The 26,667-nt window shown below is 65.8% G+C and carries 23 protein-coding genes; 13 read left to right on the forward strand and 10 right to left on the reverse strand.

The window, feature by feature from the left end; all coding sequences use genetic code 11:
• The first annotated feature begins 101 nt into the window (after positions 1–101).
• On the forward strand, positions 102–602 hold the full coding sequence (locus IWX62_RS07410) for a metallopeptidase family protein (RefSeq protein WP_333483271.1): 501 nt from the start codon (positions 102–104) through the stop codon (positions 600–602).
• A gap of 21 nt (positions 603–623) precedes the next feature.
• Here IWX62_RS07410 and IWX62_RS07415 read toward each other — a convergent pair whose 3' ends face one another.
• The 3 genes from IWX62_RS07415 to IWX62_RS07425 are packed head-to-tail and all read right to left on the reverse strand — an operon-like array spanning position 624 to position 6,411.
• Positions 624–2,270, reverse strand: a complete 1,647-nt coding sequence (locus tag IWX62_RS07415; RefSeq protein ID WP_196840734.1) for a DUF5719 family protein — start codon at positions 2,268–2,270, stop codon at positions 624–626.
• Positions 2,267–5,815, reverse strand: coding sequence for a glycosyltransferase family 2 protein (locus IWX62_RS07420; protein WP_333483272.1), 3,549 nt, complete (start codon positions 5,813–5,815; stop codon positions 2,267–2,269). The genes IWX62_RS07415 and IWX62_RS07420 overlap by 4 nt, the downstream gene beginning before the upstream one ends.
• Positions 5,816–5,844: 29 nt before the next feature.
• Positions 5,845–6,411, reverse strand: coding sequence for a WhiB family transcriptional regulator (locus IWX62_RS07425; protein ID WP_196840735.1), 567 nt, complete (start codon positions 6,409–6,411; stop codon positions 5,845–5,847).
• A gap of 332 nt (positions 6,412–6,743) precedes the next feature.
• Between IWX62_RS07425 and IWX62_RS07430 the strand changes: the two genes are divergently transcribed.
• Positions 6,744–7,472: a TIGR03089 family protein gene (locus tag IWX62_RS07430; RefSeq protein ID WP_196840736.1), complete on the forward strand. Its 729-nt coding sequence runs from the start codon at positions 6,744–6,746 to the stop codon at positions 7,470–7,472.
• Here IWX62_RS07430 and IWX62_RS07435 read toward each other — a convergent pair.
• Complete coding sequence (locus tag IWX62_RS07435) at positions 7,450–8,055, reverse strand: GtrA family protein (RefSeq protein WP_196840737.1); 606 nt, start codon at positions 8,053–8,055, stop codon at positions 7,450–7,452. The genes IWX62_RS07430 and IWX62_RS07435 overlap by 23 nt on opposite strands.
• Before the next feature lie 242 nt (positions 8,056–8,297).
• Here IWX62_RS07435 and IWX62_RS07440 point away from each other — a divergent pair, with 242 nt between their 5' ends.
• The 5 genes from IWX62_RS07440 to IWX62_RS07460 all read left to right on the forward strand — a co-directional run bounded on the left by IWX62_RS07440 (position 8,298) and on the right by IWX62_RS07460 (position 14,752).
• Positions 8,298–9,431 (forward strand): 5-(carboxyamino)imidazole ribonucleotide synthase, encoded by a 1,134-nt coding sequence (locus tag IWX62_RS07440; RefSeq protein ID WP_333483297.1) that lies wholly within the window; start codon positions 8,298–8,300, stop codon positions 9,429–9,431.
• A 23-nt stretch (positions 9,432–9,454) separates the two neighbouring features.
• Positions 9,455–9,958, forward strand: coding sequence for a 5-(carboxyamino)imidazole ribonucleotide mutase (gene purE / locus IWX62_RS07445; protein WP_196840921.1), 504 nt, complete (start codon positions 9,455–9,457; stop codon positions 9,956–9,958).
• Positions 9,955–11,550 (forward strand): LCP family protein, encoded by a 1,596-nt coding sequence (locus IWX62_RS07450; protein ID WP_196840739.1) that lies wholly within the window; start codon positions 9,955–9,957, stop codon positions 11,548–11,550. Before purE ends, IWX62_RS07450 begins: the two co-directional genes overlap by 4 nt.
• Positions 11,551–11,563: 13 nt before the next feature.
• Positions 11,564–12,829: a mannose-6-phosphate isomerase, class I gene (gene manA / locus IWX62_RS07455; RefSeq protein ID WP_196840740.1), complete on the forward strand. Its 1,266-nt coding sequence runs from the start codon at positions 11,564–11,566 to the stop codon at positions 12,827–12,829.
• A gap of 285 nt (positions 12,830–13,114) precedes the next feature.
• Positions 13,115–14,752: an ABC-F family ATP-binding cassette domain-containing protein gene (locus IWX62_RS07460; RefSeq protein WP_196840741.1), complete on the forward strand. Its 1,638-nt coding sequence runs from the start codon at positions 13,115–13,117 to the stop codon at positions 14,750–14,752.
• 2 nt (positions 14,753–14,754) lie between these two features.
• On the opposite strand, the gene IWX62_RS07465 is transcribed toward IWX62_RS07460, so the two are convergent.
• Positions 14,755–15,786 carry a lipid II:glycine glycyltransferase FemX gene (locus IWX62_RS07465; protein WP_196840742.1) on the reverse strand — a complete coding sequence of 344 codons (1,032 nt, stop codon included), beginning with the start codon at positions 15,784–15,786 and terminating at the stop codon, positions 14,755–14,757.
• 52 nt (positions 15,787–15,838) lie between these two features.
• A complete protein-coding gene (gene glpX, locus IWX62_RS07470; protein ID WP_196840743.1) occupies positions 15,839–16,888 on the reverse strand; it encodes a class II fructose-bisphosphatase in 1,050 nt (349 codons plus the stop codon).
• A gap of 144 nt (positions 16,889–17,032) precedes the next feature.
• Here glpX and IWX62_RS07475 point away from each other — a divergent pair, with 144 nt between their 5' ends.
• The 5 genes from IWX62_RS07475 to IWX62_RS07495 all read left to right on the forward strand — a co-directional run bounded on the left by IWX62_RS07475 (position 17,033) and on the right by IWX62_RS07495 (position 22,271).
• The gene (locus tag IWX62_RS07475) at positions 17,033–17,680 is read left to right on the forward strand and encodes a DUF4245 domain-containing protein (protein WP_333483274.1); all 648 of its coding nucleotides are present in this window, start codon (positions 17,033–17,035) and stop codon (positions 17,678–17,680) included.
• A gap of 37 nt (positions 17,681–17,717) precedes the next feature.
• Complete coding sequence (locus IWX62_RS07480; RefSeq protein WP_196840744.1) at positions 17,718–18,332, forward strand: carbonic anhydrase; 615 nt, start codon at positions 17,718–17,720, stop codon at positions 18,330–18,332.
• 22 nt (positions 18,333–18,354) lie between these two features.
• Positions 18,355–19,782, forward strand: coding sequence for a class II fumarate hydratase (locus IWX62_RS07485; RefSeq protein ID WP_196840745.1), 1,428 nt, complete (start codon positions 18,355–18,357; stop codon positions 19,780–19,782).
• Positions 19,783–19,974: 192 nt separating this feature from the next.
• Positions 19,975–20,619 (forward strand): TetR/AcrR family transcriptional regulator, encoded by a 645-nt coding sequence (locus IWX62_RS07490; protein ID WP_196840746.1) that lies wholly within the window; start codon positions 19,975–19,977, stop codon positions 20,617–20,619.
• Positions 20,616–22,271 (forward strand): MDR family MFS transporter, encoded by a 1,656-nt coding sequence (locus IWX62_RS07495; protein ID WP_196840747.1) that lies wholly within the window; start codon positions 20,616–20,618, stop codon positions 22,269–22,271. Before IWX62_RS07490 ends, IWX62_RS07495 begins: the two co-directional genes overlap by 4 nt.
• Here IWX62_RS07495 and IWX62_RS07500 read toward each other — a convergent pair.
• Together IWX62_RS07500 and IWX62_RS07505 are read right to left on the reverse strand one after the other, a co-directional pair.
• Positions 22,268–22,738 carry an NUDIX hydrolase gene (locus IWX62_RS07500; RefSeq protein ID WP_196840748.1) on the reverse strand — a complete coding sequence of 157 codons (471 nt, stop codon included), beginning with the start codon at positions 22,736–22,738 and terminating at the stop codon, positions 22,268–22,270. The two genes, IWX62_RS07495 and IWX62_RS07500, sit on opposite strands and share 4 nt — an antisense overlap.
• Positions 22,739–22,742: 4 nt before the next feature.
• Positions 22,743–23,255 (reverse strand): prepilin peptidase, encoded by a 513-nt coding sequence (locus IWX62_RS07505; RefSeq protein WP_196840749.1) that lies wholly within the window; start codon positions 23,253–23,255, stop codon positions 22,743–22,745.
• Between the two features lie 58 nt (positions 23,256–23,313).
• On the opposite strand from IWX62_RS07505, the gene IWX62_RS07510 reads away from it, so the two are divergent.
• Positions 23,314–24,057: a hypothetical protein gene (locus IWX62_RS07510; RefSeq protein WP_196840750.1), complete on the forward strand. Its 744-nt coding sequence runs from the start codon at positions 23,314–23,316 to the stop codon at positions 24,055–24,057.
• Between the two features lie 28 nt (positions 24,058–24,085).
• On the opposite strand, the gene IWX62_RS07515 is transcribed toward IWX62_RS07510, so the two are convergent.
• Positions 24,086–25,513 (reverse strand): PhoH family protein, encoded by a 1,428-nt coding sequence (locus tag IWX62_RS07515; RefSeq protein ID WP_333483275.1) that lies wholly within the window; start codon positions 25,511–25,513, stop codon positions 24,086–24,088.
• Positions 25,514–25,753: 240 nt separating this feature from the next.
• Complete coding sequence (locus tag IWX62_RS07520; RefSeq protein ID WP_196840927.1) at positions 25,754–26,515, reverse strand: isoprenyl transferase; 762 nt, start codon at positions 26,513–26,515, stop codon at positions 25,754–25,756.
• Between the last annotated feature and the right edge of the window lie 152 nt (positions 26,516–26,667).

Genomic DNA, 26,667 nt, shown 5'->3' on the forward strand with positions numbered 1-26,667 from the left:
TACCGGCTTGGGTGGGGAAGGGCGGGGAACAGGAGCCGGGCCCGCGCGCCGTCGGGCCGTCAAGGCCTTGCAATGGGTGCCAATGGGTTTAGAGTCAATACATGCGGGACAGTTCAACATTTTCGGTGCAGCTGACCGACCCAGATGCTGGTGTGAGGAACGCCCCTCCCGGCCCGCGCTTCGGCCGCCGCCGACGGAACAGGCACGGTCGCGGCCTCCGCGGCCCAGTCATCCCCTCGCACCTTCCCGGCTCGCGCAGCAGGGCAGAACGGTTCGACGATTGGGTGATGGAATCGGCTCAGCGGCTGGAACGTCTGTGGGGTGAGCGCATCCTCGACCTTCAGATGGTGGTGCAGGACATCCCCGCCAACCTTGAGACCATGACTGCCGAATCGCTGCGCGGGGTACTCGGCACATCGATCCCGGCGGCGCCGAACCGGCCACCCACGATCATCATTTACCGGCATCCGGTAGAGCTGGCCGCTGGCGGTTTCATTCCCCCCAACGAGCTGGTCCACGATGTGGTGGTGGAACAGACCGCCGAGCTGCTGGGGATGGCCCCGGAGGCCGTGGATCCCGCCTACGGGCGGTCCCGGGCCTGATGGGTCCGGGGGACCCGGGGATCAGTACCCCAGATTGACCGCCACGCTCGATTGTCCGGCGCTGCCGGGAGGAAGCGAGGCCACCGAAATACCAGGGTTACCGTCCACCTGATGCACCTGAGCCCCGTACACAGGGTCCCCCGACGCGCCGATCAGGACCGCCACCACATCATCGCCGAGGTCCGCGGCGGCCAGGGTGACCGTGGTCCCACCCGCCACGCTCACCGACTGCTCGGCCAGCAGCGTGCCGTCCTCCGCCACCGGGGTCAGCTGAACCTCGGACCGGCCCGACGGCGCACCGAAGGTGAGAGCGCCCCGCGACCCGCCGGGGAACACCGCCACCTGGGTATTGCCCAGACGGGCACCGGAGGGAGCGAAGCCGAAATCGACGGGTTCCCCCGCCTCGGTGCCCCGGTTGACCCGCCCCGACGCCGAAATCAGGACGTCCGAGACAACCTCCACCGTGTAGTCACCGGCTGGAAGGGTTTCAAGGGACACACCAGTCACTGTGCCGGCGGTGGCGGTGAGCACTCCCCCGTTGGGAAGCTCCACTTCGCCACCGGACCCGTAGACCCTGACATTCAGCACCGCGTCGGTGCTGCCCGGCACCACAACCTGGACACCCGGAACGGCTGCCTCGTAGCCGTCCTGGTCGCTGATTTCGTCGGCAATGTCCTTGTCCTGGACCCGCACTCCGGGAATGACCTGGGTACTCGCCGCAGGTGCGCCCGATTGGAGGAGTTCCACCCCCCCGGGTGTGAGTTCGCGGAGGAGGCTCTGCTGGATACTCCCCGTCACCTGCCCGCCGTCGCTCAGCACCCGCACCGCGAGTTGGTCCTGATCGGTGGCCAGTCCCGCCAGCACAATTGACTCCGTGGCACCTGGAGCGATCAACAATCCCCTGGTTCCACCGGATTCGACTGGCCCGTTGGACCCGTACAGCTCAAGATCAACGGTGGCCGGGGTTTCCGACGGGTTGGAGAGGTTCAGGACCGCTGTGGCTCCCACCGTGGTGGACGCACCAAGAATCCAGAAGTCGCTGCTCGGCGCCGCACAGTGGGCAACAGCGAGGCCGCCCAGATCGCCGTCGGTGGCGCCGTAGCTGAGGACCGCACCGGAGGTGGCAGGAAGACTGCCCACCGGCTGGGCTGCAAAAACACTGGCCCCGTCGACGGACTGGCCGTCGAGCACACCGGCGGTCCGCGTGGTCAGGCCGTCCTCGTTGGTCACCGATTCGGACGCCGGCGCGCCTCCTGCTTCGTTCGTCGCGATAGTGGCTAGTGGCTCTCCACCGCCGAGCGGGTTCAGGTCGCTGCCGGGCAACGTCCCACCCAGACTACTCAGCACCATGGCACTGACCGTGCTGCTGGCGGTCTCCGATTCCGGACTGAATTCCGGGTCGGCGAGGGCAGCGTCGCTTTCCAGCAGCCGCGGGCCTGCCGGGCACACGGCGGTGTAGTCCCCCGCTGGCACCTCGGCCACTGGAATGGGGAACTGAGCTGCCGCGCCCGTGGGCTCCAGGACGACTGCGCCGGTCACGACGGCGCCGCTGGCTCCGATCAGGAGAACCCCGGCCCCGATCCCAGCAACCCGGCGGAGCACTGAGCCCCGGGGTTGTTTGCTGCGGGGCCGCGTGGCGGGTGATCCCTCAGTCTGCGGTTCGGTCATGGCCTGCCCCTTCCGCTGAGGATCGATGTGTCGGATGGTGTGGAGTCGGGTGAAGGGCTGTCCGGGATATCCGGACTGTGTGGTCCGTCCGCGTGGCCTGGGCTGTCTGGCCCGTCAACGGGTGGTGGAACCAGCACTGTTGGCTGTCCCCGGCGACCGGGATAGGCCCGCACGAACCGCGCCCGCGACGGCATGGGAATGGCCAGCAGGACGGTGAGTCCAATGACGATGGCAGACGCTATGCCCGCCCAGGGCTCCCAGCGCGCCACATAGCGGACCTCGAGGCTGCCGCCGTCGGCGGGCACCATGAACGCCTGGGACCAACCGGCGGAAGTGGGCTCCAGCCTCCGCCCGTCGAGAGTAGCTTCCCAACCGGCGTCGACTCGTTCGGCGAGGACAAGGGTGCGTTCGGCGGTTCCGGCCGGAAGGTCTGCTGCGACGTTGACCGGCTCAGACTCAAGGATCGTGGAGGTGGTTCCGTCAGCCTCCACAATCCTGGCGCGGGCCCCCGCGGTAGTGCCCTCGGAGGCGGCATCGGCAGCTGCGTCCTCGGCCGTGGTGGTGGGGACCACCCGCCACAGCCAGCCTGACGTGGTGTTGCCTACTGCAACGAGCCCTGGCACTGCGTCGATTTGGGCCGCGAGGACCTCGGCGGCGGAATCTGATTGCTGCAGCACGACGAAGCCGACGCCCAGCTGACCCAGCTCGTCCCGCGGGTCGTACCCGGTGCCCGCAACAATCACCGCGACGGTGCTGCGGATGGCTGCGGTAGCTTCGTCGTCGTCGCGCACCTGAGCCGATCCCAGCGGACCGTAGAGTCCTCGGGCCGAGTAGATCTGCGACAGCTGATCCAGGGTGGTTCCTCCGCTGCGCATCAGGGCGGCGCTGACGTTGTTGTTGCCATCAACATTCATGACCAATGATTTGGTGCGCTCCGGGCTGTTTCCGCGGTCGGCGGCAGTGGCGGGGAGAGTCCGCTCTGCGCTCGGCGCGAGCAGGAGATCGGTGCCAAACCTGGTGGCGGGTACCTGGGTCGCGGCTGGGTCGGCTGCCGCATCGCCAGGAGAAGGCACTGCCCAGAGGCCAAGGCTGACTACCGGACCCATTCCGAGGATGACGACGGCGGCCACCAGCGCGGGCCCGGTGCGCCGTCGTGGAGCTGAGCTGTCGGCCAGCGCGCGGCGGGCAGTACGCGCATGATTGGCGGCAAGGGCCTTGTCGCCGCCGATAACGGCTGCGCCGGCCATCGCCAGCGTCAGGACCGACACCAGAGGACCGGTGAAGGGGGTGATCAGCGCTGAGGAGCCTACCGCGACTGCAACGAAGGACAACGCTGTGGTGAGCAGTAGTGCTGCGATCCCGAGGAGCCACAGCCCCCGGGACATGGCAGTGCCGCGGCCCGGGATGAACAGTGCTGCGGCGGCCAGCAGAATGGCTGGACCACCCACCAGCGCAGCGGCCACCAGTGCCCACGGGCCATCGGGGAGGAACGGGAAGGCAGCGAGTGGCGCCAGCGGATCGAAAGCTACCGGGTAGCCCAGGGCCTGCTGCCACAGCTCGGCGCCCGCGAAGGGTACCGGGACGCCGGGGTCAGCCAACACGGCGCGGAGCTGGTCGACGGTCGAGCCGATAAAGGGAACGAACAGGGCCAGCGGCGGGAGCAGTGACCACCACAGGGTTTTGGCCCGACGACGCAGGAGCAGCATCGCACCAAGCACTGCGACGACGAGCAGGGGAAGGAGGGACGGGGCGCCAGCAGTGATCACTGCGAGGAGCAGACCAGCGGTCGCCGCTGCAGTCCAACTGGGGACACCGTTGATGCCTGGTTTGAGCATCATCTCAACGGGTTGGCGGCGCTGGTAGGCGTCGTCGTCGTGCTGGGTGGTAGACATCGAGCCGTCGGCCGGGAACGCGTTGGCGCCGGCCTGACGCTGGGCGGTCAGCTGGGGCGCCCGCGCTGCACCGACGGCACGCAGGAGGGCCAGCCCTGCCAGCGGCAGGAGCACATGGGCGAGGAGGGCACCGAGCCGACCGCTGCCCAGAGCTACCTGGAGGGCTGGCACTGCGGCCCAGAAAAGGGCCGCCCAGAATCGAAGCCCGCGACTCCGGGTCAACGCCCCGGAAGCGAACCACGCGGACAGCCCAGCCAGGGGAAGCGCGAGTATCGTCAGGGTGACCAGCATTGCGTTGCCGTTACCCAACCCGAGCCCGGCAAGCAGCCACAGCACGTACCCAAACGGATCACCGTGGCCGGGCATCCCGGACCCGAGGGTGATCCACCAGGTTGACGCATTGGTCCAGATGTCCACCATGCTGGCGGACACCGGCAGCAGCGACCCACCGGCCAGGGCTGGTGCGCCAATGAACCGGAAGAGACCGGCCAGCGAGACCGCGGTGAGGAGAAGACCGGCCACCACCGCGCCGAGTCCCACCCAGGTGCGCGAGGGGGCGGCGAGGGAACTGAAATCCTCGGCGGCATCGCCGGAGGGAATGTAGGCGCTCTGCTCATCGGCGATCGCTGCGTCGCTGAGGTGGCCCTCAGCGGAGAACGCGTCGAGCACTGACCGCCGGTGGGACCAGACCTCGCGGCGGGACGTCCGCAGCGCGCGGACCACGCTTCGTGGGCGTTTCCTGGTAGCCGCCGCCCGGCGCCGGGACCGGAACAGGTCCACTGGACGGAGCACAGCGGCGACACTGGCAAAAAGCTGGCTGAACCCATAACCGGGGTCCTTCGCGAGCAACCCCATCAGGAGACGCCCCAGGCCACCAATCACTGCGCCCACAGCGAGGAAGGGGATCTGCCACAGCGTCGCGAGCTTCAGCCGGAGGTACACCTCAGCCTTCCGTGCTGCCCGTTGTGCCGCGGTGGGGTGCGTGCGGGGATCCGCATGGCGCACCACAGCACTCGGCACCACTACGACACGGTGCCCGGCAAGCCGGTTGCGCCAGCAGAAATCCACGTCGTCGCCGGTGCCGGGAAGCGCGGGATCGAACCCCTCAAGGGCGTCCCAGACGTCGCGGCGGATCAGCATGCCCGCCGAGTTCACGGCAAAAACGTCGCTGCGGGAATCGTATTGGCCCTGGTCGAGTTCGTCAACGTCGATCAGGGTCAGCCGTTCGGCCCACCGACTGATGGACAGACCGACGTCGACCACCTTCCGGCGGTTGTCCCATTCGACCTGTTTCGATCCGGCGACGGTGACTGAGGGTGCGCGTTCGACGGCGAGGAGCAGCTCATCGAGGGCGTTGGGTTCGGGCGCCGAGTCGTCGTGGAGCAGCCAGATCCACTCGTGGGCGTTTTCGTCCCCGGCGGGCGTAGTGCGTGAGGGGATCTCGGCGAGACCCACGCGTACCGCGGCGCCAAACCCTGCTCGGGCAGCCGAACCAACCACTGGACTGCCGACTGGCAGCTCCAACTGCAGGATCGACGCCGAGTCATCAGTGGATCCGGCGTCGACGCCGATCACAAAGTTGGGCTGGTGTTGCTGCGCCCGGAGCGCGGCAAGAGTTGCTGAAAGAAAAGCAGAGCCGTTGTGGGCTACCACAACGGCTGTGACGCGGGGGTGCTGCAGAATTAGACCGCTCGCTTTCGTAGCCGGCGCCGCTCGCGCTCGGACAACCCGCCCCAGATGCCGAACCGCTCGTCGTTGGCGAGGGCATATTCGAGGCACTGTGAACGCACGTTGCAGGCGCCGCAGACTTTCTTGGCGTCGCGGGTCGAGCCGCCCTTCTCGGGGAAGAACGCTTCGGGGTCCGTCTGCGCGCAGAGGGAATCGGCCTGCCAGCCGAGCTCACCCTCGTCGTCGAAGTCCTGGCCGATACCGGGCAAGCCAATCCACACGGCCTGATCGCTGCGGCCCGGCGCTTGCCTCGACGGCGATGACAGGCGCTCGGGTGTCAGGAGCGCTGAGGGAGTCGACTCGACGTCCCCGGCGGGAAGCTCAGCCAGCGCCTCATGGGCGGTCAGGAAGGCGGTGGCCTGGTCCTCAAGGGAGCTCTCAGTGCTCTGCCGGTATCGCTCGGCGGCGTCCGGGTCTGCCGGATCGACAAACCAGTCGCTCGGAACGCCACGAGATCCGTAGCGTGCAGATGCCTGTGCCTCGATGGTTGTGCGGTCGTGGACCTTTTCTACCTGTCCCATGTCAGCCCTCCCGGTGTTGCCGCTCCAGCAGCTACTGTGGTGGATTCAGGCACGACTGCTGAGCAAAAGATTTCTGCGAGAGGCAATGCGGCCCAAGTATCCGGTGTGCTGGAACTTTCCGATACCTAATTACACGTGTGTAATACGTGTTCAGTCAAGCGCCGGGAGGAATCTTATAGAGTTTATTCCTGGGAACCCGTTCACGCCACGCTGAGAGTTTCTCACCATGTCGGCGGCGTGTCCCCTGTGACACTGGCAAATCCACTCCACCGGGATTTTCCGCCACAATCGGCAGCAAAATGAGAAAGTCACCAGGAAGGCACCAACCGGTCATGGATTCATCACCCTCAGTCCCCCAGCTCATGAACCAGCTCCGCACCGTCAGCCCATCGGAGCCACGCCTGATCTGGTACGGGCCGGATCAGGAACGGATTGAGCTGTCCGGCCGCGTGCTCGACAACTGGGTTGCCAAGACCTGCAACCTGTTGGTTGAGGAATTGGACGCCGTCCCCGGCACCCGGGTTGCACTGGAACTGCCGGGGCACTGGAAGACCCTGGTGTGGGCTTTGGCCTGCTGGCAGGTGGGGGCTGTGCCAGTCGATGGTGCGACGGAACCCGACCGGCCAGTGGACATCGTGGTCAGCTCAGCAGCCACCGCAGCTGTAGACGGCCCTACCCAACTCCTGGTCCTCGTGGCGTTGGGCGCTCTCGACCTCAAATGGTCGGGAACCCTCCCCGCCGGCGCAGTTGACTACGCGGCGGAGGTGCGCAGCTATGGGGATGAGTTCTTCGACCTGCCGCCAGCGGATGACGCCCAGACAGCAGTGGAGCAGGAAAGCGGCAACCTCAGCATGCCGGTACTCTTCGACCGCGCCGCCGCCTGCGGGTGGACACCCGGTGGGGTGCTGCTGGTTCCCGCCGATTTGACTCTCGAAACCACCCTTGCTGCGGCGGTCCATGCCTGGAGCACCGGCGGGACCCTGATTGTCGCCCACCCGGGTGTTGCCGTGTCCGAACAGCTGGTAACCAGCGAACGGGTTACTGATCGCGTGGGAGCGTAGGCTCGGTCGGCGCGGAGCCAAGGGAGTCGACCAGCCCGGGTCCTGCGGGGGCTCCGGTCGACGCAGTGACGGGGGTATCGCCGGTTCCGGGGTCCGGGTGGCCGAAGAGTTCCCTGTCCTGGCTGAACGCCGGGTCCTCGTCCAGTTCGGCGTTGAACACCCAAAACCGGTAGGCGACGAAACGCAGGACAGTGGCGAGCACCGTGCCGACGATGCCGGCGAAAAACAGGGTGGGACGGTCCGTGATGTCCATCGGATACTTGGCTATCCAGACGCAGCCTGCAGCGATCCCCATGCCGATGAGGTTGATGAAAACGAACATGCCGAGTTCGCGGAGCGGGTTCGGCTGCCGACGGTGCCTGAAGGTCCAGTAGCGGTTGGCAATCCAGGCGAAGACCGTCGCCACCGACGCTGACACGAATCTCGCCTTCACCTCACTGTCGGACATGGGACCGTGAATCAGATACCAAAACAACCCGTTATCGATCACAAAGGCGACACCGCCGACGGCGCCGAACTTGGCAACCTCACGCCAAAACAGGGAGGCCAGGCCCCTGATGCGCTCTGTCACTGTAGAAAACATGACCCTCCGCGGTCCGGTTGCATGTCTGGTTCACCCTGGTCACGGACGTGCAACCGAGGAATGAAGTACCACCATGCAGCATGCATAACGGCCAGTGAGTCATTTTAGCCGCCCAGCATGGGAGTTTCCTAGAAACCCGCCCGCCGCAGGCGCTGCATGCCAGTGCACCGCCGGGCAGTAGGTACCCTGAGTACGTGACTTTTCCTGTAATCGGTGTGGTTGGCGGCGGCCAGCTGGCCCGCATGATGGCCCCTCCCGCTGTCCAGCTCGGCTTCACCCTCCGCGTCCTCGCCGAAGGTCCCGACGTGTCGGCGGTGGCCGCCGTCGCGTCCTCAACGGTGGGTGACTACCGCAATCTCGACGACCTGCGGGAGTTTGCCCGCGGCGTCGACGTCCTGACCTTCGACCACGAACATGTTCCCGGCGACCTACTGAGGGCGCTACAAGCCGATGGCGTGAATGTGCAGCCACCCCCGGAGGCGTTGGCCCACGCGCAGGACAAGATTGTGATGCGCCATGCCATCGATCGGCTGGGCCTGCCGAACCCGGAGTGGGCTGAGGTCTCGACGATTGAGGAACTACACGCCTTCGGGGACAGGATTGGCTGGCCGATCGTGTTGAAGACCCCACGCGGCGGATACGACGGCAAAGGGGTGATAGTGCTCGACACTCCAGCCGACACGGCACGCGCCGCCTCGTGGTTCCAGGGCAGCCCGCTGCTCGCCGAAGCCAAAGTGGATTTCAGCCGCGAACTGTCAGCCCTGGTGGCCCGCACCCCGTCGGGGGCGTCCCGCGCCTGGCCCGTGGTGCACTCCATCCAGGTGGACGGGGTGTGTGACGAGGTGATTGCCCCTGCCGCAGACCTCACCCCAGAGCTTGCGACGACGATTGGTGACGCCGCGCTCAGGATCGCCGACCAGCTGGGGGTCACCGGCGTGATGGCCGTTGAACTATTCCAGACCCCCGGCACGGAGCCCGGCTTCATGGTCAATGAACTGGCGATGCGCCCCCACAATTCAGGGCACTGGACCATGGACGGTTCGGTGACCGGGCAGTTCGAGCAGCACCTGCGGGCCATCCTCGACCTGCCACTCGGCAGCACTGCGACGCTGGGCACGGTAACGGTGATGAAGAACTATCTGGGCGGCACCAACGTTGACCTCTATAGCGCCTACCCGACGGCGCTGGCCGCTGAGCCCGAGGCGAAGATCCACGCCTACGGCAAGGAGGTGCGGCCGGGCCGCAAGATTGGGCATGTCACCGCCGTGGCCCTGGCCGGCGAAAACCTTGACACCGTCCGTGACCGGGCGGAACGAACAGCTGCCATCCTCCGTGATGGGCACAACGGCACAGAGCTCCGGAAGGACAACGCGTGAACAACCCGCTGGTGGGACTAGTGATGGGGTCCGATTCGGACTGGCCCGTCATGGAGGCAGCGGCTCAGGCGCTGACGGAATTCGGGGTGCCCTTCGAGGCCGACGTCGTCTCGGCGCACCGGATGCCTACCGAGATGATCGCGTATGGCCAGCAGGCCCAGGAGCGTGGGTTGCGGGTCATCATTGCGGGTGCCGGTGGAGCAGCACACCTCCCCGGGATGCTGGCCTCGGTCACTCCCCTGCCCGTGATCGGCGTGCCGGTACCCCTGAAATACCTTGATGGGATGGATTCCCTGCTGTCCATCGTTCAGATGCCCGCCGGTGTTCCGGTCGCGACAGTGTCCATTGGCGGCGCCCGCAACGCGGGGCTCCTCGCCGTGCGGATCCTCGCTGCCGGTGAAGGCGCCCTCGCCGAACGCCTCCGCGCTGACCTTATTGACTTCGCCGCGGGGCTGCGGGAAACCGCAATGCAGAAGGGCGAGGCGCTTCGTACCCGGGCGGCCGCCCCCAGGGGGAGCAGCGTATGAGTCAGGACCCCCGCCCGGAAGGGCAGTGGTTGTTGACTGACCCGGTTCGCTACCCTCAGTCGGCTACCCCAAGAATCCGCACGAAACGCGCCTTCGTGCTCCTGCTACTGACCCTGGTGCTGCCCGGCTCCGCGCAGATTGTCGCCGGCGACCGCCATCTGGGCCGGCGGGCCCTGCTCGTGACGTTCACCGCCTGGCTGGCGATCGCTGTGGCCGCCGCCGTCGCCGTCACCAACCGCAGCCTCCTGGTAAGCCTGGTGACCCACCAGTGGTGGTCCCTGGTGCTCATCATCGTGCTGCTGGTGCTAGCTGTATCCTGGGCCGTCCTGTTTCTCAATACCCTGCGCATCATCAGGTCTCCCCTGCTGGAGCGGTCAATGCGCCCGGTGGTCGCCGGGTCGCTGGTGGCCCTGATGGTGGTCACCAGCGGCTCCCTTGCCTACGGCGCGTATCTGCTCAATGTCAGCCGTGGCACCTTCGGTTCGATCTTCCAGGCCGGGCCCGCGTTCGAACCCGTGGACGGACGGTACAACTTCCTGCTCATGGGTGGTGACGCCGGGGAGGACCGGACCGGACGCCGGCCCGACAGCATCTCGGTGATCAGCGTCGACGCGGAAACCGGCGAGGCCGTGACGTTCAGCATTCCGAGGAACTTCCAGAATGCGCAGTTCACTGAAGATTCGCCTCTGTGGCAGGTGTGGCCTGACGGGTACAACTGCGGCGACGAGTGCATCGTGAACAGTCTCTACCCGGTGGTCGCGCAGGACTACGCCGACCTGTACCCCGATTCCGATGATCCAGGGGCAGAAGCCATGATGGACGCCGCGGGCGGCATTCTGGGTATCGAAGTCCAGGCCTACATCCTCGTGGATATGGAAGGCTTCTCCCAGGTGATTGACGCCATGGGCGGGATCACTATTGACGCTGGCGGGTGGGTTCCCATCACTGCCGCGGAGATCCCCGGCACCAACCCCATCCGGCACTACCCGCCGTCAGGATGGATCGCCCCCGGAGTCCAGACGCTCGACGGCTACCAGGCACTCTGGTACGCACGGTCCCGCGAATTCGTCACCGACTATCACCGGATTTCCCGGCAGCAGTGCGTGCAGCAGGCGATGATCGCCCAGCTGGACCCTGCCACCGTGCTGACCCGGTTCCAGGACCTGGCCAGCGCCGGCGCCGACATCGTCGAAACTGACATTCCGTTGGACCAGCTGGGTAGTTTCGTTGATCTGGCACTGAAGGCCAAGGATCACGAGACGCGTCGCCTGACCATCGGTCCGCCCGACTTCGGCACCCCGGCGGACAACTTCGTCACCTACCCGGTGTTCGAGGAAATCCACGCCAAGGTGCAGCAGACCCTCACCGAAACCACTGGCGCTGAACCGGCCGCCAACGCGCCGGGATCCACGGCGCTGGAAGAGCCGGCCATGGTGCGCGCCGTGCAGTCGACGCTACTGCCCGCAACGGTCCCGGGGCAGGTCACCGAGCCTGAGATCACCGAGGAATACCTTCAGCAGTTGGCTATCAACGGAGATATTGCGAACCTCAGCACCCTGTTGGACAACAACGGGGAATGCAGTCCCGCCTAAGGAAACGAGTCCCATGTATCTGCTGGAGAACACCCTGCGGCCCTACGCCTGGGGATCCGAAACCGCCATCGCCGAGCTCCTAGGCCGGGTTCCCTCCGGCGGTCCCGAAGCAGAACTGTGGGTGGGCGCCCACCCGGATTCGCCCTCGCGGGCGTTGCTCGACGACGGCACCCGGGAAGACCTCGACCGGCTGATTGCCTCCGACCCGGTGCGGGCACTCGGTGACGCAGCGGTGCAGCGCTTCGGTGCCCGGCTGCCGTTTCTGCTCAAGATCCTCGCCGCCGCTGCACCGCTGTCGCTGCAGGTGCATCCGAGCAGTTCCCAGGCCACGGCAGGGTTCGACGCCGAGAACGCCGCCGGGGTTCCCGCCGATGCACCCCTCCGCAACTACCGTGACGGGTTCCACAAACCGGAGATGATTTTCGCGCTCACCCCGTTCGAGGCCCTGTGCGGGTTCCGACCGGCGCCCGAGGCTGCTGCGGTGTTTAGGCAGCTGGTGGCCGCTGTGGAAATCTCGGGAGCCAACGTGCCCCAGCTCCTCACCGACGTCGTCGGCGATCTTGCCGGTTCCGACCAGCGCGCTGGTTTGCGGAGCGCCTTCACCCGCCTGCTGACCGGCGGCGGGGCGTCGGTGCAGGCAGCACAGACGGTTGCTGCAGCCCTCCTTAGTGCTACCGGTCCGGAGGCTGCAACGGTCCGTGAGCTGACCGAGCATTACCCCGCGGACCCGGGCGTGCTGGTGTCCCTCTTACTGAATCGGGTGTCGCTGAGCCCTGGCCAGGCCATCTACCTGCCCGCCGGCAACATCCACGCCTACCTGAGTGGCCTGGGGATCGAGGTGATGGCGTCGTCGGATAATGTGCTGCGTGGCGGGCTCACCCCCAAACACGTCGATGTGCCGGAGCTGCTCAAGACAGTGAGTTTCGAGTCCGTGACGGTGCCCGCAGTCGAGGTTCGCCACACTGGGCTTGGCCAGGAACTGTACTGCCCGCCGTTCGACGAGTTCGCCCTGCAGCGCCTTGAGTTGCGCGCCGGGTCGGGGTCGATGGCCTCCTCCGACGTGCCGCTGGCCCAAAACGGGCCGGTGCTGGTGCTCGCCGTCTCCGGCAGCATCGTCCTCGACTCCCCCCGCGGTGATCTTCTGGTGCCGCGCGGGTCCAGCGCCTTCGTCCCAGCCAACGAGGCTCCGGTGATGGTGAAGCTCGCCGCCGGAACCGGCCCCGAATCCGACCAGGACGACGACGGCGCCCTGGCGTTTGCCGTGACCCTCGCCGGCTGACCCTGACCCAACCCTGCCCCGTTCGGGCTCCGGTCGGACCGCCGGAAAAGTGGCTGGCCCGCAGCCACTCACCCGGCCCCCGCCCAGAAAAGTGGCTGGCCCGCAGGTAAGTGATTGCCCCACCGCTTGTTTGCACCCCGGCCACTATTTTGCGAACCGGACGCAGCCCGGGCACTAATCTGTGGACACCCGGCGTAGACCGGGCACTGCTTTGCGGACGGACGCACACCCAGGCGGTACCCACCGGTGGTCCATGCCTCCGGCGGGCTTCTCTAAGATAGACGGGTGACTGCTTCTCTCGTGGCGAAGGACCTCTCTGGAGGTCACGCCCACCGCACCCTCTTCTCCGGCCTCAGCCTGACCGTGGCGCCGGGGGACGTCGTCGGCGTTGTTGGTGCCAACGGTGCCGGTAAATCGACCCTGCTCCGGTTGCTGGCCGGCGTCGACGAGCCGCTGGGCGGCACCGTGACCACCACTCCCAGCGACGCGTTTGTTGGGTGGCTTCCCCAGGAACAGGACCGGCTCCCCGGCGAGACCATCGAGGGGTACCTCGGCCGCCGCACCGGCACGACGGCGGCCACCGAGGCGATGGAAGCCGCAGCCGAAGGGCTTGCCTCCGGCACCAACGCTGCCAACGATGCCTACGGAACGGCGCTCGACCACTGGATGGCGTGTGGGGCGGCCGATCTCGCCGACCGCATCCCGCCCGTCCTCGCCGAACTCGGACTGACGCTGGGCGCTGACACCCCGATGACCGGGCTCTCGGGCGGTCAGGCGGCCAGGGTCGCTCTTGCCGCGTTGCTGCTGAGCCGGTTCGACATCGTCCTGCTGGACGAGCCCACCAATGACCTCGATCTGGCCGGCCTGGATCGGCTCGAGGAATTTGTACGGAGCCTGCGCGGCGGCGTCGTCCTGGTATCCCACGACCGCGAATTCCTGGCCCGTTGCATCACCACCGTGGTGGAACTGGATCTGGCCCAGCGCAGCGTCGCCGTGTACGACGGCGGATATGACGCGTTCCTCGAGGAGCGCGCTGTCGCCAAGCGCCACGCCCGCGAAGCGTATGAGGAGTTCGCCGACAAGAAGGCTGATCTGGTTGGCCGTGCCCGGACCCAACGGGAGTGGAGCTCCCAGGGCGTCAGGAATGCGATGAAGAAAGCGCCGGACAATGACAAGATCCGGCGGCGGGCCAGCATGGAATCCTCCGAGAAGCAGGCGCAGAAGGTCAGGCAGATGGAGTCGCGGATCTCCCGCCTCGATGAGGTTGCCGAACCGCGCAAGGAGTGGCAGCTTCAGTTCAGCATCGGCGCCGCTCCGCGCTCCAGTTCGGTGGTCGCCACCCTGAACGGGGCTGTAGTGAACCGCGGCGGTTTCACCCTGGGCCCGGTGTCCCTGCAGGTCAACGCCGGTGACCGGATCGGGATCACCGGCCCCAACGGTGCGGGGAAGTCCACCCTCCTCGCTTTGCTGCTGGGCCAGGTGGTGCCCGACGACGGCGGCGCCGGGCTGGGCGCGAGTGTCGCCGTCGGGGAAATCGACCAAGCGCGCGGCGTGTTTGCTGAGTCGGAGCCGCTGGGTGATGCCTTCGAAGCCCTCGTGCCCAGCCTGAACCGGGCCGAAGTCCGCACGCTGCTCGCCAAGTTCGGGCTCAAAGCCGACCAGGTCAGCGGAACAGTGGGCAGCCTGTCCCCCGGTGAGCGGACCCGCGCCGCGCTTGCACTTCTACAGGTCCGCGGCGTGAATCTGCTGGTACTTGACGAGCCAACCAACCACCTCGACCTGCCAGCGATCGAACAACTCGAGGAAGCCCTCGAGCACTACGACGGCGCGCTGCTCCTCGTCTCCCACGACCGCCGGCTGCTGGAGAACGTGCGGCTGGACAGCCGGTGGAGCGTCGAGGGCGGAAAGGTCAGCACCAGCTGACCCTAGGACCGCCCGGGGACCTTCGCTTTCAGCTTCGCCGCAGAGTTCTGGGCTACCCGCAACCCGTTTCGGGCCAGGGGCATGGCGCGGGAATACAGCGGGTACAGCGCAGAGAGCGGTTTGTCCCAGGTGCCCGCCAGCTGGTTCTCGTGTTTCGCCCAGCCCATCTTGAACTTCGAGACGCCGTCGTTCAGCAGCCCATTGAAGTCGTAGCGCACTGCGCCGCGTTCCTTCATGGCCTGGATGGCCAGCCACTTCAAGGCGTAGTTGGCCCGCAACTGTTCGCCCTCGGCGGTCATTCCACCGTAGAGCTCGAACACCGTGTTCTCGCTGGTCGACAGCCACAGGAACGCGACGACGTCGTCACCCTTGAACGCTGCGAAGACCGGCGACGCCGTGCCAAGGTTGTCGAAAATGTCCAGGTAGTAGCGGTCCTCGTGGATGCCAAACCCTGCCCGCTCGGCGGTCTGCCGGTACACGTCGAGGCACTTGGGCAGCTCCGCGCGGGTCACCTCGCGGTAGTCGAGGTCCTCCCGGCCGGACTTCCTGATGTACTGCCGGTGCTTCTTGCTCATCTCGGCGAGCAACTCATCCTCGGTGAGCGTGAGGTCGAGGATGAGGGTCCGGCCAATCAAAATGGTGTTATCGGTGCTGCGCCACCCGGCGGCGGCAAGCTCCGACGCCGGGGCGGTGGTGGTTTCCCAATCCGGTTCGATGCTCAACGCCACCGCGCGGTGGGCCTGACGGACGTACACCTCGAGCGCCCGCAGGACCTCGGCCTCGCGGCCGGGGACGGCCTGGGGGCCGCGCGGGCAATAAGCCAACGCGCGGAACGGCAAAGGCAGCTTCCGGAGCAACACCTGCGCAGCACCCACCAGCACGCCGTCGTCCTGAATCAGCACCCGGTCAACACTCCAGCCGTGGGAGGCTTTGGTCTTGCCCCAGCCCCACAGCTGCTGCGGGTGGCCGGACAAGGCATTGACGGCGCCGTCCCAGCGGGACTCGTCGGCGCACTGCACAACAGATAAGGTCATGCACTCAACCCTAGCGCTGATCGCAGGGCACCCCGGCGGCCTCAGTCGGGTGCTACTTCAGGCGTGCATAGCTTTCCCACTTGTGGGCCTGGTGCTCGCCATCGACCACACGGATGGTCCCGGACTTGGAGCGCATCACGATGGACTGGGTGAGGACCTTACCCTTGTCATAGCGGACACCGCGGACCAGGTCGCCGTCGGTAATGCCGGTCGCTGCGAAGTAGCAGTTGTCACTGGTGACCAGGTCCGAGGTGGACATCACGCGGTCCAGGTCGTGACCGGCGTCAATAGCCTTCTGCTTTTCCTCGTCGCTGGTCGGCCACAGCCGGCCCTGGATGACTCCGCCCAGCGACTTGATGGCGCAGGCCGCAACAATTCCCTCCGGGGTGCCGCCGATCCCCATCAGGGCGTCGACGTCGGTACCCTCGCGGGCGGCGGCGATGGCCCCGGCCACGTCGCCGTCCATGATGAACTTGGTGCGCGCGCCGGCAGCGCGGATCTCGTCGACCAACGGGCGGTGGCGGTCTCGGTCCAGGATCATGACGGTGACCTGGTTGACCGACTTGCCCTTGGCCTTGGCGATCAGGTGCAGGTTCTGTTTAACCGGGAGGCGCAGGTCAACCATGTCGGCCGCCTCGGGGCCGGTCACGAGCTTCTCCATGTAGAACACCGCCGACGGATCAAACATGGTGCCGCGCTCGGCGACAGCGAGGACGGCGATGGCGTTGTTGATGCCGAGGGCGGTCAGGCGGGTGCCATCAATGGGATCCACAGCGACGTCGCACTCTGGTCCACTGCCGTCGCCGACCCGCTCGCCGTTGTAGAGCATCGGCGCCTCGTCCTTCTCGCCTTCGCCGATGACCACGACGCCGTTGAAGTGAACTGTCGACAGCAGTGAGCGCATGGCATCGACTGCCGCGCCGTCGGCCTTGTTCTTGTCGCCGTATCCCACCCAGTGTCCGCCGGCGATGGCTGCTGCCTCAGTGACGCGGACCAGCTCCAGCGCGAGGTTGCGGTCCGGCTCGTCGTCGCCGACTGCCAGTGAGCGGGAGAGCGTTGAATACTGGGCTGATTTGGCGGTATTGGACACGTCAATCCTCATCGTCGAAGCGGTGCTGTGCCATTGCTGGCGAAAGCTGCGGGACTAATCCCCTGCGCCCCATCATAGTGGCCCCTCCTTCGGGGGACTATGCGGGTGAGGGGTGCCGTTTAGGTGGGCGCCCCCGGTGTGGTGGAAAATGGACCTGTGAGCAACCTCCAGCCCGGATCATCAGAAAGCCCCGTCGACGGCGACCCCCGTCCGGCGACTGACCAGCAGCATGACACCGAACCGCAGGTGACGCCGGTCCTGACCCCGAAGCAGGCGAAGCGGGCCAATTCGACGGTGGTCGGGATGCTTATCGCGATTGCCGCCACGTTTGGGCTGGTCCTGCCGGTCCTGCTGCTGAATCCAACCCATACCGCCGACACCTATGCCCGGGACATCGACGTACAGAGTGTCTCAGCCGAGGCCGCCGACATTGCCGGGTACGCCCCGTTGGCTCCCGAACTGCCCGAGGGATGGACCTCCAACTTTGCCCGCTGGAACGCCGGGGGCAGCGACGGCGTCCCCTTCTGGGAGGTGGGCTATCTCACCCCTGGACGGCAATTTATCCAGCTCACGCAAACCGACGCAGCGAACTCAACCTGGACTGCCCAGCGGCTTGATGAGGCCCAGGTCTCCGGGCAACGCACCATCGAGAACCTGGACTGGGAGTTGCTGGATAGTTCTTCCGGCGACTCATTCCTGACCACTGAAACTGACGATTTCACCCTGATCCTCAACGGCACCGCTGATTTGGCGGAGTTCGATGTGCTGGGCGCCGCGATCGTCGAAGACCTCAACTCCCCCTAGTCTGCAACTGAAGACCAAACCGGCGTAAGGTGGGCCCGTGGATAACCAATTGACTCCCGTCCTCGCTTGGGAGCGACTCCGCGAGGGAAACCTGCGGTTCGTCTCCGGGCAGTCGTCGCATCCCAATCAGGACGCCCTGCACCGCGCCTCCCTGGTGGAGACCCAGCACCCCTTCGCCGTCATCTTCGGCTGTTCGGACTCCCGGCTGGCGGCCGAGATCATTTTCGACCTCGGCTTGGGGGACGTGTTCGTGGTGCGCACCGCCGGCCAGGTGATCGACGACGCTGTCCTGGGATCCCTCGAATTCAGCGTCAGCGTGCTCAATGTCCCGCTGATCGTCGTGCTCGGCCATGACCGCTGCGGGGCCGTCTCGGCGACCATCGACGCCATCGACTCCGGGGTGATGCCGGTAGGCTTCCTCCGCGAACTGGTGGAAAGGATCACCCCGTCAGTCCTCACCTCCCAACGCAACGGGGTCACTGACATCAACGCCACCGTCGTTGAACACATCAAGCAGACCTCCCGGCGCATGGTCGATTCCTCGCGGGTCATCGCCGACGCCGTCGAGCGCGGGTCAACAGCGGTGATGGGCGTGACCTACCGGCTGGAGGACGGCAAAGCCGAAATAGTCTCCGGATTTGGCGCCTTGTAGCCCCACCAGCAAGAATTGGCGCATGACTCAAACCCCTGGATCCGACGCCGAATTCCGTATCGAACACGACACGATGGGTGAGGTCCGGGTTCCGGTCAACGCCCTGTACCGCGCACAGACGCAGCGCGCAGTGGAAAACTTCCCCATCTCCGGCACCCGCCTCGAGCGGGCGCACATTGAAGCGCTGGCGCGCATCAAAAAGGCCGCCGCCACTGCCAACGCCGAACTGGGAGTGCTCGACGACGAGCGGGCCCGGGCCATCGAAGCAGCAGCAGAAGAGGTGGCGCAGGGATTGTACGACGGCGACTTCCCCGTCGACATCTACCAGACGGGCTCCGGCACGTCGTCGAACATGAACATCAACGAGGTCATCGCCACGCTGGCCAGCCGGGCCCTGACCGCCGCTGGCAGCGAGACCTCGGTGCACCCGAATGACCACGTCAACGCCTCGCAGTCCTCCAACGACGTCTTCCCCACCTCGGTCCACGTCGCTGCGACGTCCGCGCTGACCAAAGACCTGATTCCCGCCCTCGAGCACCTTGCGGCATCCCTTGAACGCAAAGCAGAAGAGTTCAAGAGTGTAGTGAAGTCCGGCCGCACCCACCTGATGGATGCCACGCCGGTCACCCTGGGCCAGGAGTTCGGCGGGTACGCAGCACAGGTCCGGTACGGCGTCGAACGCATCAAGGCGTCCCTCCCCCGGGTCGCCGAGGTGCCGCTGGGTGGCACCGCCGTGGGCACCGGCATCAACACGCCGGCCGGTTTCCCGGCACGGGTCATCGAACTGCTGGCCAGCGACACCGGTCTGCCCCTGACCGAGGCCCGCGACCACTTCGAGGCCCAAGCGAACCGCGACGGCCTGGTTGAGGTGTCAGGGATGCTGCGCACCATTGCCGTATCCCTGACCAAGATCAACAATGACCTGCGCTGGCTCGGATCCGGTCCCAACACCGGCCTCGGCGAGATCGCCCTGCCCGACCTGCAGCCGGGATCCTCCATCATGCCGGGCAAGGTCAACCCGGTCATCTGCGAGGCGGTCATCATGGTGTGCGCCCAGGTGATGGGCAATGACGCGACGGTCGCCATCTCCGGCACCAACGGCGCGTTCGAACTGAACGTCGGCATCCCAGTCATCGCCCGCAACGTGCTCGAGTCGGTGCGCCTGCTCAGCACCTCCACCCGGGTGATGGCCGACAAGATGATTGACGGCATCACGGCCAACGAGGAGCGAGCCAGGTTCCTCGCCGAGGCCTCCCCCTCAATCGTCACCCCGCTGAACAAGTACATCGGCTACGAGAACGCCGCCAAGATCGCCAAGAAGGCCGTCGCCGAGGGTCTCACGGTCCGCGAAGCCGTCGTCGCCCTCGGGTTCGTGGAGCGCGGGGAGCTCACCGAGCAGCAGTTGGACGATTCGCTCGACGTCCTGTCGATGACCCGCCCGCCGCAGTAGTAGTAGTAGTAGTAGCATCCCGCACGCACCCTGCACGCCAGAAACTGCCCTGGGAGTCAGAAACGCCGATTGCAATCGGCGTTTCTGACTCCCAGGGCAGTTTTTGTTGCGGCAGGCCTATCGGGGCTCACCACACTGTGTGACCCGTTGGATGTTTTGCACTATCGTGTTAAGCGTGCAATTATTTACTCCGTGGAGAATAGTGCAAAAAACGAGGACGGCGGCCTGCGGGAGCGAAAGCGCCTCATCACCCGGGCCGCAATCTGCAATACTGCCCGCGAGCTGACCACCGATCGGGGCCTCAACGGGTTCACCGTCGAAGAGCTCTGCGAGCAGGTAGGGATCTCCCGTCGCACCTTTTTCAACTACTTCCCCACCAAGGAAGACGCAATACTGGGCCACAGCGATGGGCACCGCCCCGACGATCTCGTCGATGCGTTCATTGCCAGCGCCGGCTCTGTCCCCCTTCTGGAGGCGTTGGTTGACTTCGCCGCCGCCGCTGGCGGCCGCCTGGCGATGACCCGGGATGAGTTCGCCCAGCTTCACGCGGTCATGCAACGTGAACCACAACTGCTGGTGAAACTGTTCGGTGATTCAGCCGTCAAGCAGAAGGAATTCGCTGCGTTGATCGCCCGCCGGGAGTCAATGGCCGCCGACGATCCCCGCGCCATCATGGCAGCACAGCTCATCGGCCAGCTGGCCTGGCAATCCACCCACGCTTTCTTCAGTGGCGAAGAGGGTCCCAGCTTCCGACAGATTCTTGACTCCCAGATTGACGCTGCGCGGTACCTTTTCGCCGACGACACCCACCACACCACCTCCGAAGGAACGCCATGAGTTCGACCACCCAGAAGGAAACGGGCCCGCTGCTGCTGACCCAGAAGCGTATCTGGATCATCTTTTCCGCCCTGATCGCTGGCATGCTGCTCGCCAGCCTCGACCAGACCATCGTCTCCACGGCGATGCCTACCATCGTGGGTCAGCTCGGCGGCGTCGAACACCAGACCTGGATCACCACGGCCTACCTGCTCGCCACCACTATTGTGATGCCGATCTACGGCAAACTCGGTGACGTGTTCGGTCGACGCAACCTGTTCCTGTTCGCCATCGCCCTGTTCACTGTCGCGTCGATCGGCTGCGCATTTGCCACCGACTTCTGGGCATTTGTGATCTTCCGCGCCATCCAGGGGCTGGGCGGCGGCGGGCTGATGATCCTCTCCCAGGCCATCATCGCCGATATCGTTCCCGCCAGCGAGCGCGGGAAATACATGGGTCCGCTGGGCGGAATCTTCGGCCTCTCGGCGGTCGCTGGCCCCCTGCTCGGCGGGTTCTTCGTTGACAACCTGACCTGGAACTGGGCCTTCTACATCAATATCCCCATCGGCATCGCCGCCTTCGCCGTCGCCTGGTTCACCCTGACCCTCCCATCCAAAAAGGCCACCCGGCGGATCGACTACCTGGGCATCGTCCTGCTGTCGATTGCCACCACCTGCCTGATCTTCTTCACCGACTTCGGCGCCGACCCGGCCGAGGGTTGGGGAGCACCGATGACCTGGGCCTTCGGCACCGGGCTGGTCCTGGCCGTCACCGCGTTCATCATGGTTGAACGCCGCGCCGAGGACCCCATCATTCCGCTCAGCCTGTTCCGCAACAAGGTCTTCATCAACGCGACGGCGATCGGCTTCACCCTGGGCCTCGGAATGTTCGCTGCCCTGGCCTTCGTCCCCACCTTCCTCCAGATGTCCTCCGGCACCTCGGCCGCCGTGTCGGGGCTCCTCATGCTGCCCATGATGGTTGGCTTGATGGGCATGTCCATCTACTCGGGAATTGCCATTTCCCGGACCGGCAAATACAAGCCGTACCCCATCGTTGGAACCATTCTCACCATTGCCGCCCTGCTCTGGATGACCACGCTCACCGCCGATACCCCCATCTGGGTGATCTGCGCCCAGCTGTTCCTCTTCGGTGCAGGCCTTGGTCTGATCATGCAGGTGATCGTCCTCGTGGTACAGAACGCAGTATCGCCTGACATGATCGGCACCGCGACCAGCACCAACAACTACTTCAGGGAAGTCGGGGCCTCGCTGGGCGTCACAGTATTCGGGGCAATCTTCACCAGCCGGCTGTCGGAGTCACTCAATGAGACCTTCACCGGATTCGGGTCGACGGCGGCTGAGGCTGGCGAGGCTTCGGCGACTATCGATCCGCAGACCCTGGCCCAGCTCCCCGAGCCGGTGCGCGACGCAATTGTGGCCGACTATGCGGGCGCCCTGGCCCCCGTGTTCTGGTATCTGGTGCCTTTCCTGGTCATTGCCCTGGTCCTGGCCCTGACGCTCAAACACATCCCCCTGTCTGAGACCTCAGGCATGGTGGCACGCGGTGAGGCCATCGGCGGTGAGGAGGCTGAACTCCTGCAGCGCGAACGGGCGGGAGTTCCCGCTGCCGCTACCCCGGTGAACGAAACTCCGCCCCGACCCGACGCCGGCTAGCGGACGAAGTGCGGCACCCCGTCGGCAGTGAGCGCCGCCTCGACCAGCTGCCGGTGCCTGTCGTTGAGCTCCGGGAGTTCGTCGAGGGTGAACCAGCCGACGTCGGTGGATTCGTCGTCGTTCACCCGTGCAACGCCCGCTACGTACCGGCAGCTGAAGTCGGTATTAAGGAAGGTGCACACGTCTCCGTTGGGGAAAGTGACCGGACCCACCACCTCGACCCGGATCAGGTGCTCCACCCGCGCCGTCACTCCGGTCTCTTCGAAAATCTCGCGCTCAATCCCGGGGGCTGGCTCCTCGCCCGGCTCCAGGATGCCGGTGATGACCGTCCACTGCCCGTTGTCGGCGCGCTTCCCCAGCAGCACCCGGCCGTCGTCGTCGAGCACCACGCCGCCGACGCCGGGCAGCCAGAGCGGCTGGTGCCCAATCTTCTCGCGCAGGGACAGAATGAAGTCAGGGATAGGCATGCGTTCAGCCTAGCGAGGGCAGGCCCATCGCCAGCGCAGTCCCGGCGATCATGAACGGGCCGAAAGGCATCGCCGAGGTGAGCGTTCCGCGGCGGGACGCGATCAGAACCACCCCCCAGAGGGCGCCGAGCCCGAACGCGGCAATCGTCCCCCACAGCAGGTGGCTCCAGCCGACGAACCCCAGATAGAGCCCCAACAGGCCGGCGAGCTTCACATCACCGAATCCCATCCCTGCCGGGTAGAGCACGCGCAGCAGGAAGTAGGCCAGCCAGAGCACTACCGCTCCCCCGATCATGGTGAGCACCCTGGCCCCATCCCCGGCCAGCAGGCCAGCCAATCCCAACAGCAGGCCGGCACTCGGGTAGGCGGGGAAGATGATCCGGTTCGGCAGCAGGTGGCTGCGGACGTCGATAATGCTCAGCCGCGCACCGACCACCAAGAATCCCAGCAGTGCCAGCACGGCGAGCACCGCGGAGACCCGGCTCTCTGCAAGGTAGGTGGCGAGAATGTCGGTCATGGAATCCACGGTAGTAGACCCCTGCTGGTGCTCCAATGGCGGCGGTTACACTGTGGATATGTCGGCAACACACAGCGGATCTCCAGCAGCCACCTTCCGGTCGCTCTGCCGGTCCTCCCCCTGGAAGTGGGAGACCCTGCGGTTCGCCGTGGCCTGGCGTCAGCCCGGGGGAGACAGCCGGCCGCTCAAAGCCTGGCTGCGCCGGCCAGCGGCGCTCCGGGTCGAGGACGACGACGGAGTGCTCCTCCACAGCACCACCGGCACGTCGGGCTCGCGGGACGCCCTCTATGTGAGCGCCACCCGCAAGTCCTGGCTGCTTGCTCCCCGGCTCATCACCCCGGTCTACAACGACCTTGGCTTCGTGCTCCGGCGGCCGGATGCTGCCTATGGTGAGCCGGCATTCGGCGACCCCCGGTGGGCGGCGATGCTGGACCCGGTTGAGTTTGCCGGTGATTCACCGGTCGCCTTTGAATCCCCGTTCGCCAACCGGGTGGAACTCGACAGTATTGTCGAGGAGACCTTCGAGGGACGGCCGGTCCTCAGCGCGATTGCCACCCCCAACCTCTCCTACAAGCCGTTCGCGCCCGGCTACCCGCTGATTGGACGCGGGCGCACCGAGGTCAAGGTGGATGTGGGTACGGGCATCTGCGTGTCAACCCTTGCCCTGGACGGGGAGTTCGCCGGGGGCGGGCACCGGCTGCGCATCCTGGGTGTCGACGAATATATGGTTGATGACCACTTCGTTGACTCCGGGATGGACCTGACCGATGTCAGCTCCCACATCCCGTGGAATGTGTCCTGACCCCGGCGCACCGCCCCGACCGACCCGCCTAGATTTCGGCTCCCTCCAGGAGTTCGGTGACGAGCGCGGCGATCGGAGACCGCTCGGACCTGGTCAGGGTGATGTGACCGAACAGCGGGTGGCCCTTAAGCGTCTCGACGACTGCCGCGATTCCATCGTGGCGTCCCACCCGCAGGTTGTCGCGTTGGGCCACATCGTGGGTGAGCACGATCCGTGAGTTCTGGCCGATCCGGCTCATCACCGTGAGCAGCACGTTCTTCTCCAGCGACTGGGCCTCATCGACAATGACGAACGAATCGTGCAGGCTGCGGCCCCTGATGTGGGTCAGGGGCAGCACCTCGAGCATGCCCCGATCCATCACCTCCTCCACCACACCCTGGGACACCAGTGCTCCCAGGGTGTCGAAGACGGCTTGGGCCCACGGATTCATTTTTTCGCTCTCGCTGCCGGGGAGATACCCCAGTTCCTGGCCTCCGACCGCGTAAAGCGGTCTGAAGACCACCACTTTCCGGTGCTCCCGGCGTTCCAGGACGGCCTCCAACCCGGCGCACAGCGCTAACGCCGATTTTCCGGTGCCCGCCCGGCCGCCCATCGACACGATCCCCACCTCGGGGTCCATCAGCAGGTCAATCGCCAACCGCTGCTCAGCGGACCTGCCGTGGAGTCCAAAGACGTCCCGGTCACCCCGCACCAGCCGTACCTGCTTGTCAGCTCCCACCCGGCCTAGCGCCGATCCCCGGAGCGAAAGCATCACCAGACCCGTATTCGCGGGCATCTCCGCGGCTTCGGGAAGGAACACCGGCTGGTGGTCGTACAACGCGTTGACGTCGTCCTCGGCGACATCAAGTTCGGCGACGCCGGTCCACCCCGAGTCCTTGACCAGTTCGTTGCGGTACTCATCAGCCTTCAGTCCCATCGCCGATGCCTTGACCCGCATCGGCAGGTCCTTCGACACCACTGTGACATTCCGGCCCTCATCCGAAAGGTTCTTGGCGACGGCGAGAATCCGGGAGTCGTTGTCGCCGCCCCTGAATCCGGCAGGCAGCACCGCCGGCGAAATGTGGTTCAGCTCGACCCGGAGCGTTCCGCCCTCTTCCCCGAGGGGGATCGCCCGGTTGAGGCCGTGGTGCTGCACCCTCAGGTCGTCAAGGAGCCGCAACGCCTTGCGGGCGAAGTACCCCAGCTCGGGATCGTCACGTTTGGCCTCCAACTCGCTGATGACGATGATCGGCAGGATCACCTCATGCTCGGCAAACCGGGTGATCGCCAGCGGATCGGAGAGGAGAACCGAGGTGTCAATGACATAGCTCCGGCTCCCCAGGCTCTCGACAGACGAAAGGCCCGCCTCGGCAAGGATGACATCGTCATCCGTGCTGGTGCGGGCCTGGGTGGTGTCTGCTGGGGGGAGGGTGTGGCCTGAATCAAATGAACGCTGGGGTGTGTCAGATATGGCCATGTGGACTCCACTGGCGGGGCGTGCAATCCCCGACTTGTTTGGGGTGGGCAAGACAGTGAGGCCGCGAGGCCTGGCACGGCCTCCCCTGACGTGGCGCTGTGCTGGTCCGCACTAGTCGCTGCATCGGTAGCCTCCCGACCAGTCGGCAATGGGTGCCTCCTGATGCAGTCGAGACTACGCCGGGCAATGGTGTTCAGGGGACCTGGTACGGCGTGTCGAAGAAGAATTTGGCGTTAACTTTTAGCCGCCGAAACGCCGCTGACGCCGTCCGTAGTCGCGGAGCGCACGCAGGAAGTCCACCCTGCGAAAATCGGGCCAGAGCGCCTCGCAAAAGTAGAACTCGCTGTAGGCGCTCTGCCACATGAGGAACCCTGACAGGCGTTGCTCTCCCGACGTCCTAATGACCAAGTCCGGGTCTGGTTGCCCGCGGGTATAGAGGAAGGAGGAGATTTGTTGGTCGGTAAGGCCCTCGGCGACGTCCTCAAGGGATTCGCCTTTCGACGCCGCAGCACGCATCAGTTCTTTGACTGCATCAACAATTTCCCGGCGCCCACCGTATCCCACCGCAACATTCACGTGCAGGCCGTCGATCTCCCCGGTCTGGGTGGCAAGGGAACACAGCTTGTCGGCGAGGTTATCGGGCAAAAGTTCGAGGGCGCCCACCGGCTGCACCCGCACCCGGTTGCTCTCCCCCAGCCGGTCGAGGGTATTGGCAATAATGTCCAGGAGCTGCTCGATTTCCTCCGGGGAACGGCTCATGTTGTCGGTGGACAGCATGTACAGCGTCACAACCTCGACGCCGAGCTCCTCGCACCATCCCAAAAATTCATGAATCTTGTCGGCACCAGCCTGATGTCCATCACGGGTGGGCGCCCCGGCCAGCTTGGCCCACCGGCGGTTGCCATCAACCATCACACCAATATGGTGAGGAATCCGGTCGGGACTCAGGGACCGCTGTAGCCGGCGTTCATAGAAGTTGTAGGCGAATCCTGGAAACTTCACTGGGTGGTTCACCTGTCCTACTTCCTCTGGTCCTCCGGCAGCACCAGCATGGGCACCGAATAGGTCTACTCCTACGGTACCGCCACGGGCCCGGTGCGCCGCCGACGACGCTGTGATGGGTCGCCCCAGTTCCCCACCGGAGCCAAGCTACC

Origin of the sequence: Arthrobacter sp. CAN_A1, from assembly GCF_015751665.1 — a bacterium.
Lineage (GTDB): Bacteria > Actinomycetota > Actinomycetes > Actinomycetales > Micrococcaceae > Arthrobacter_D.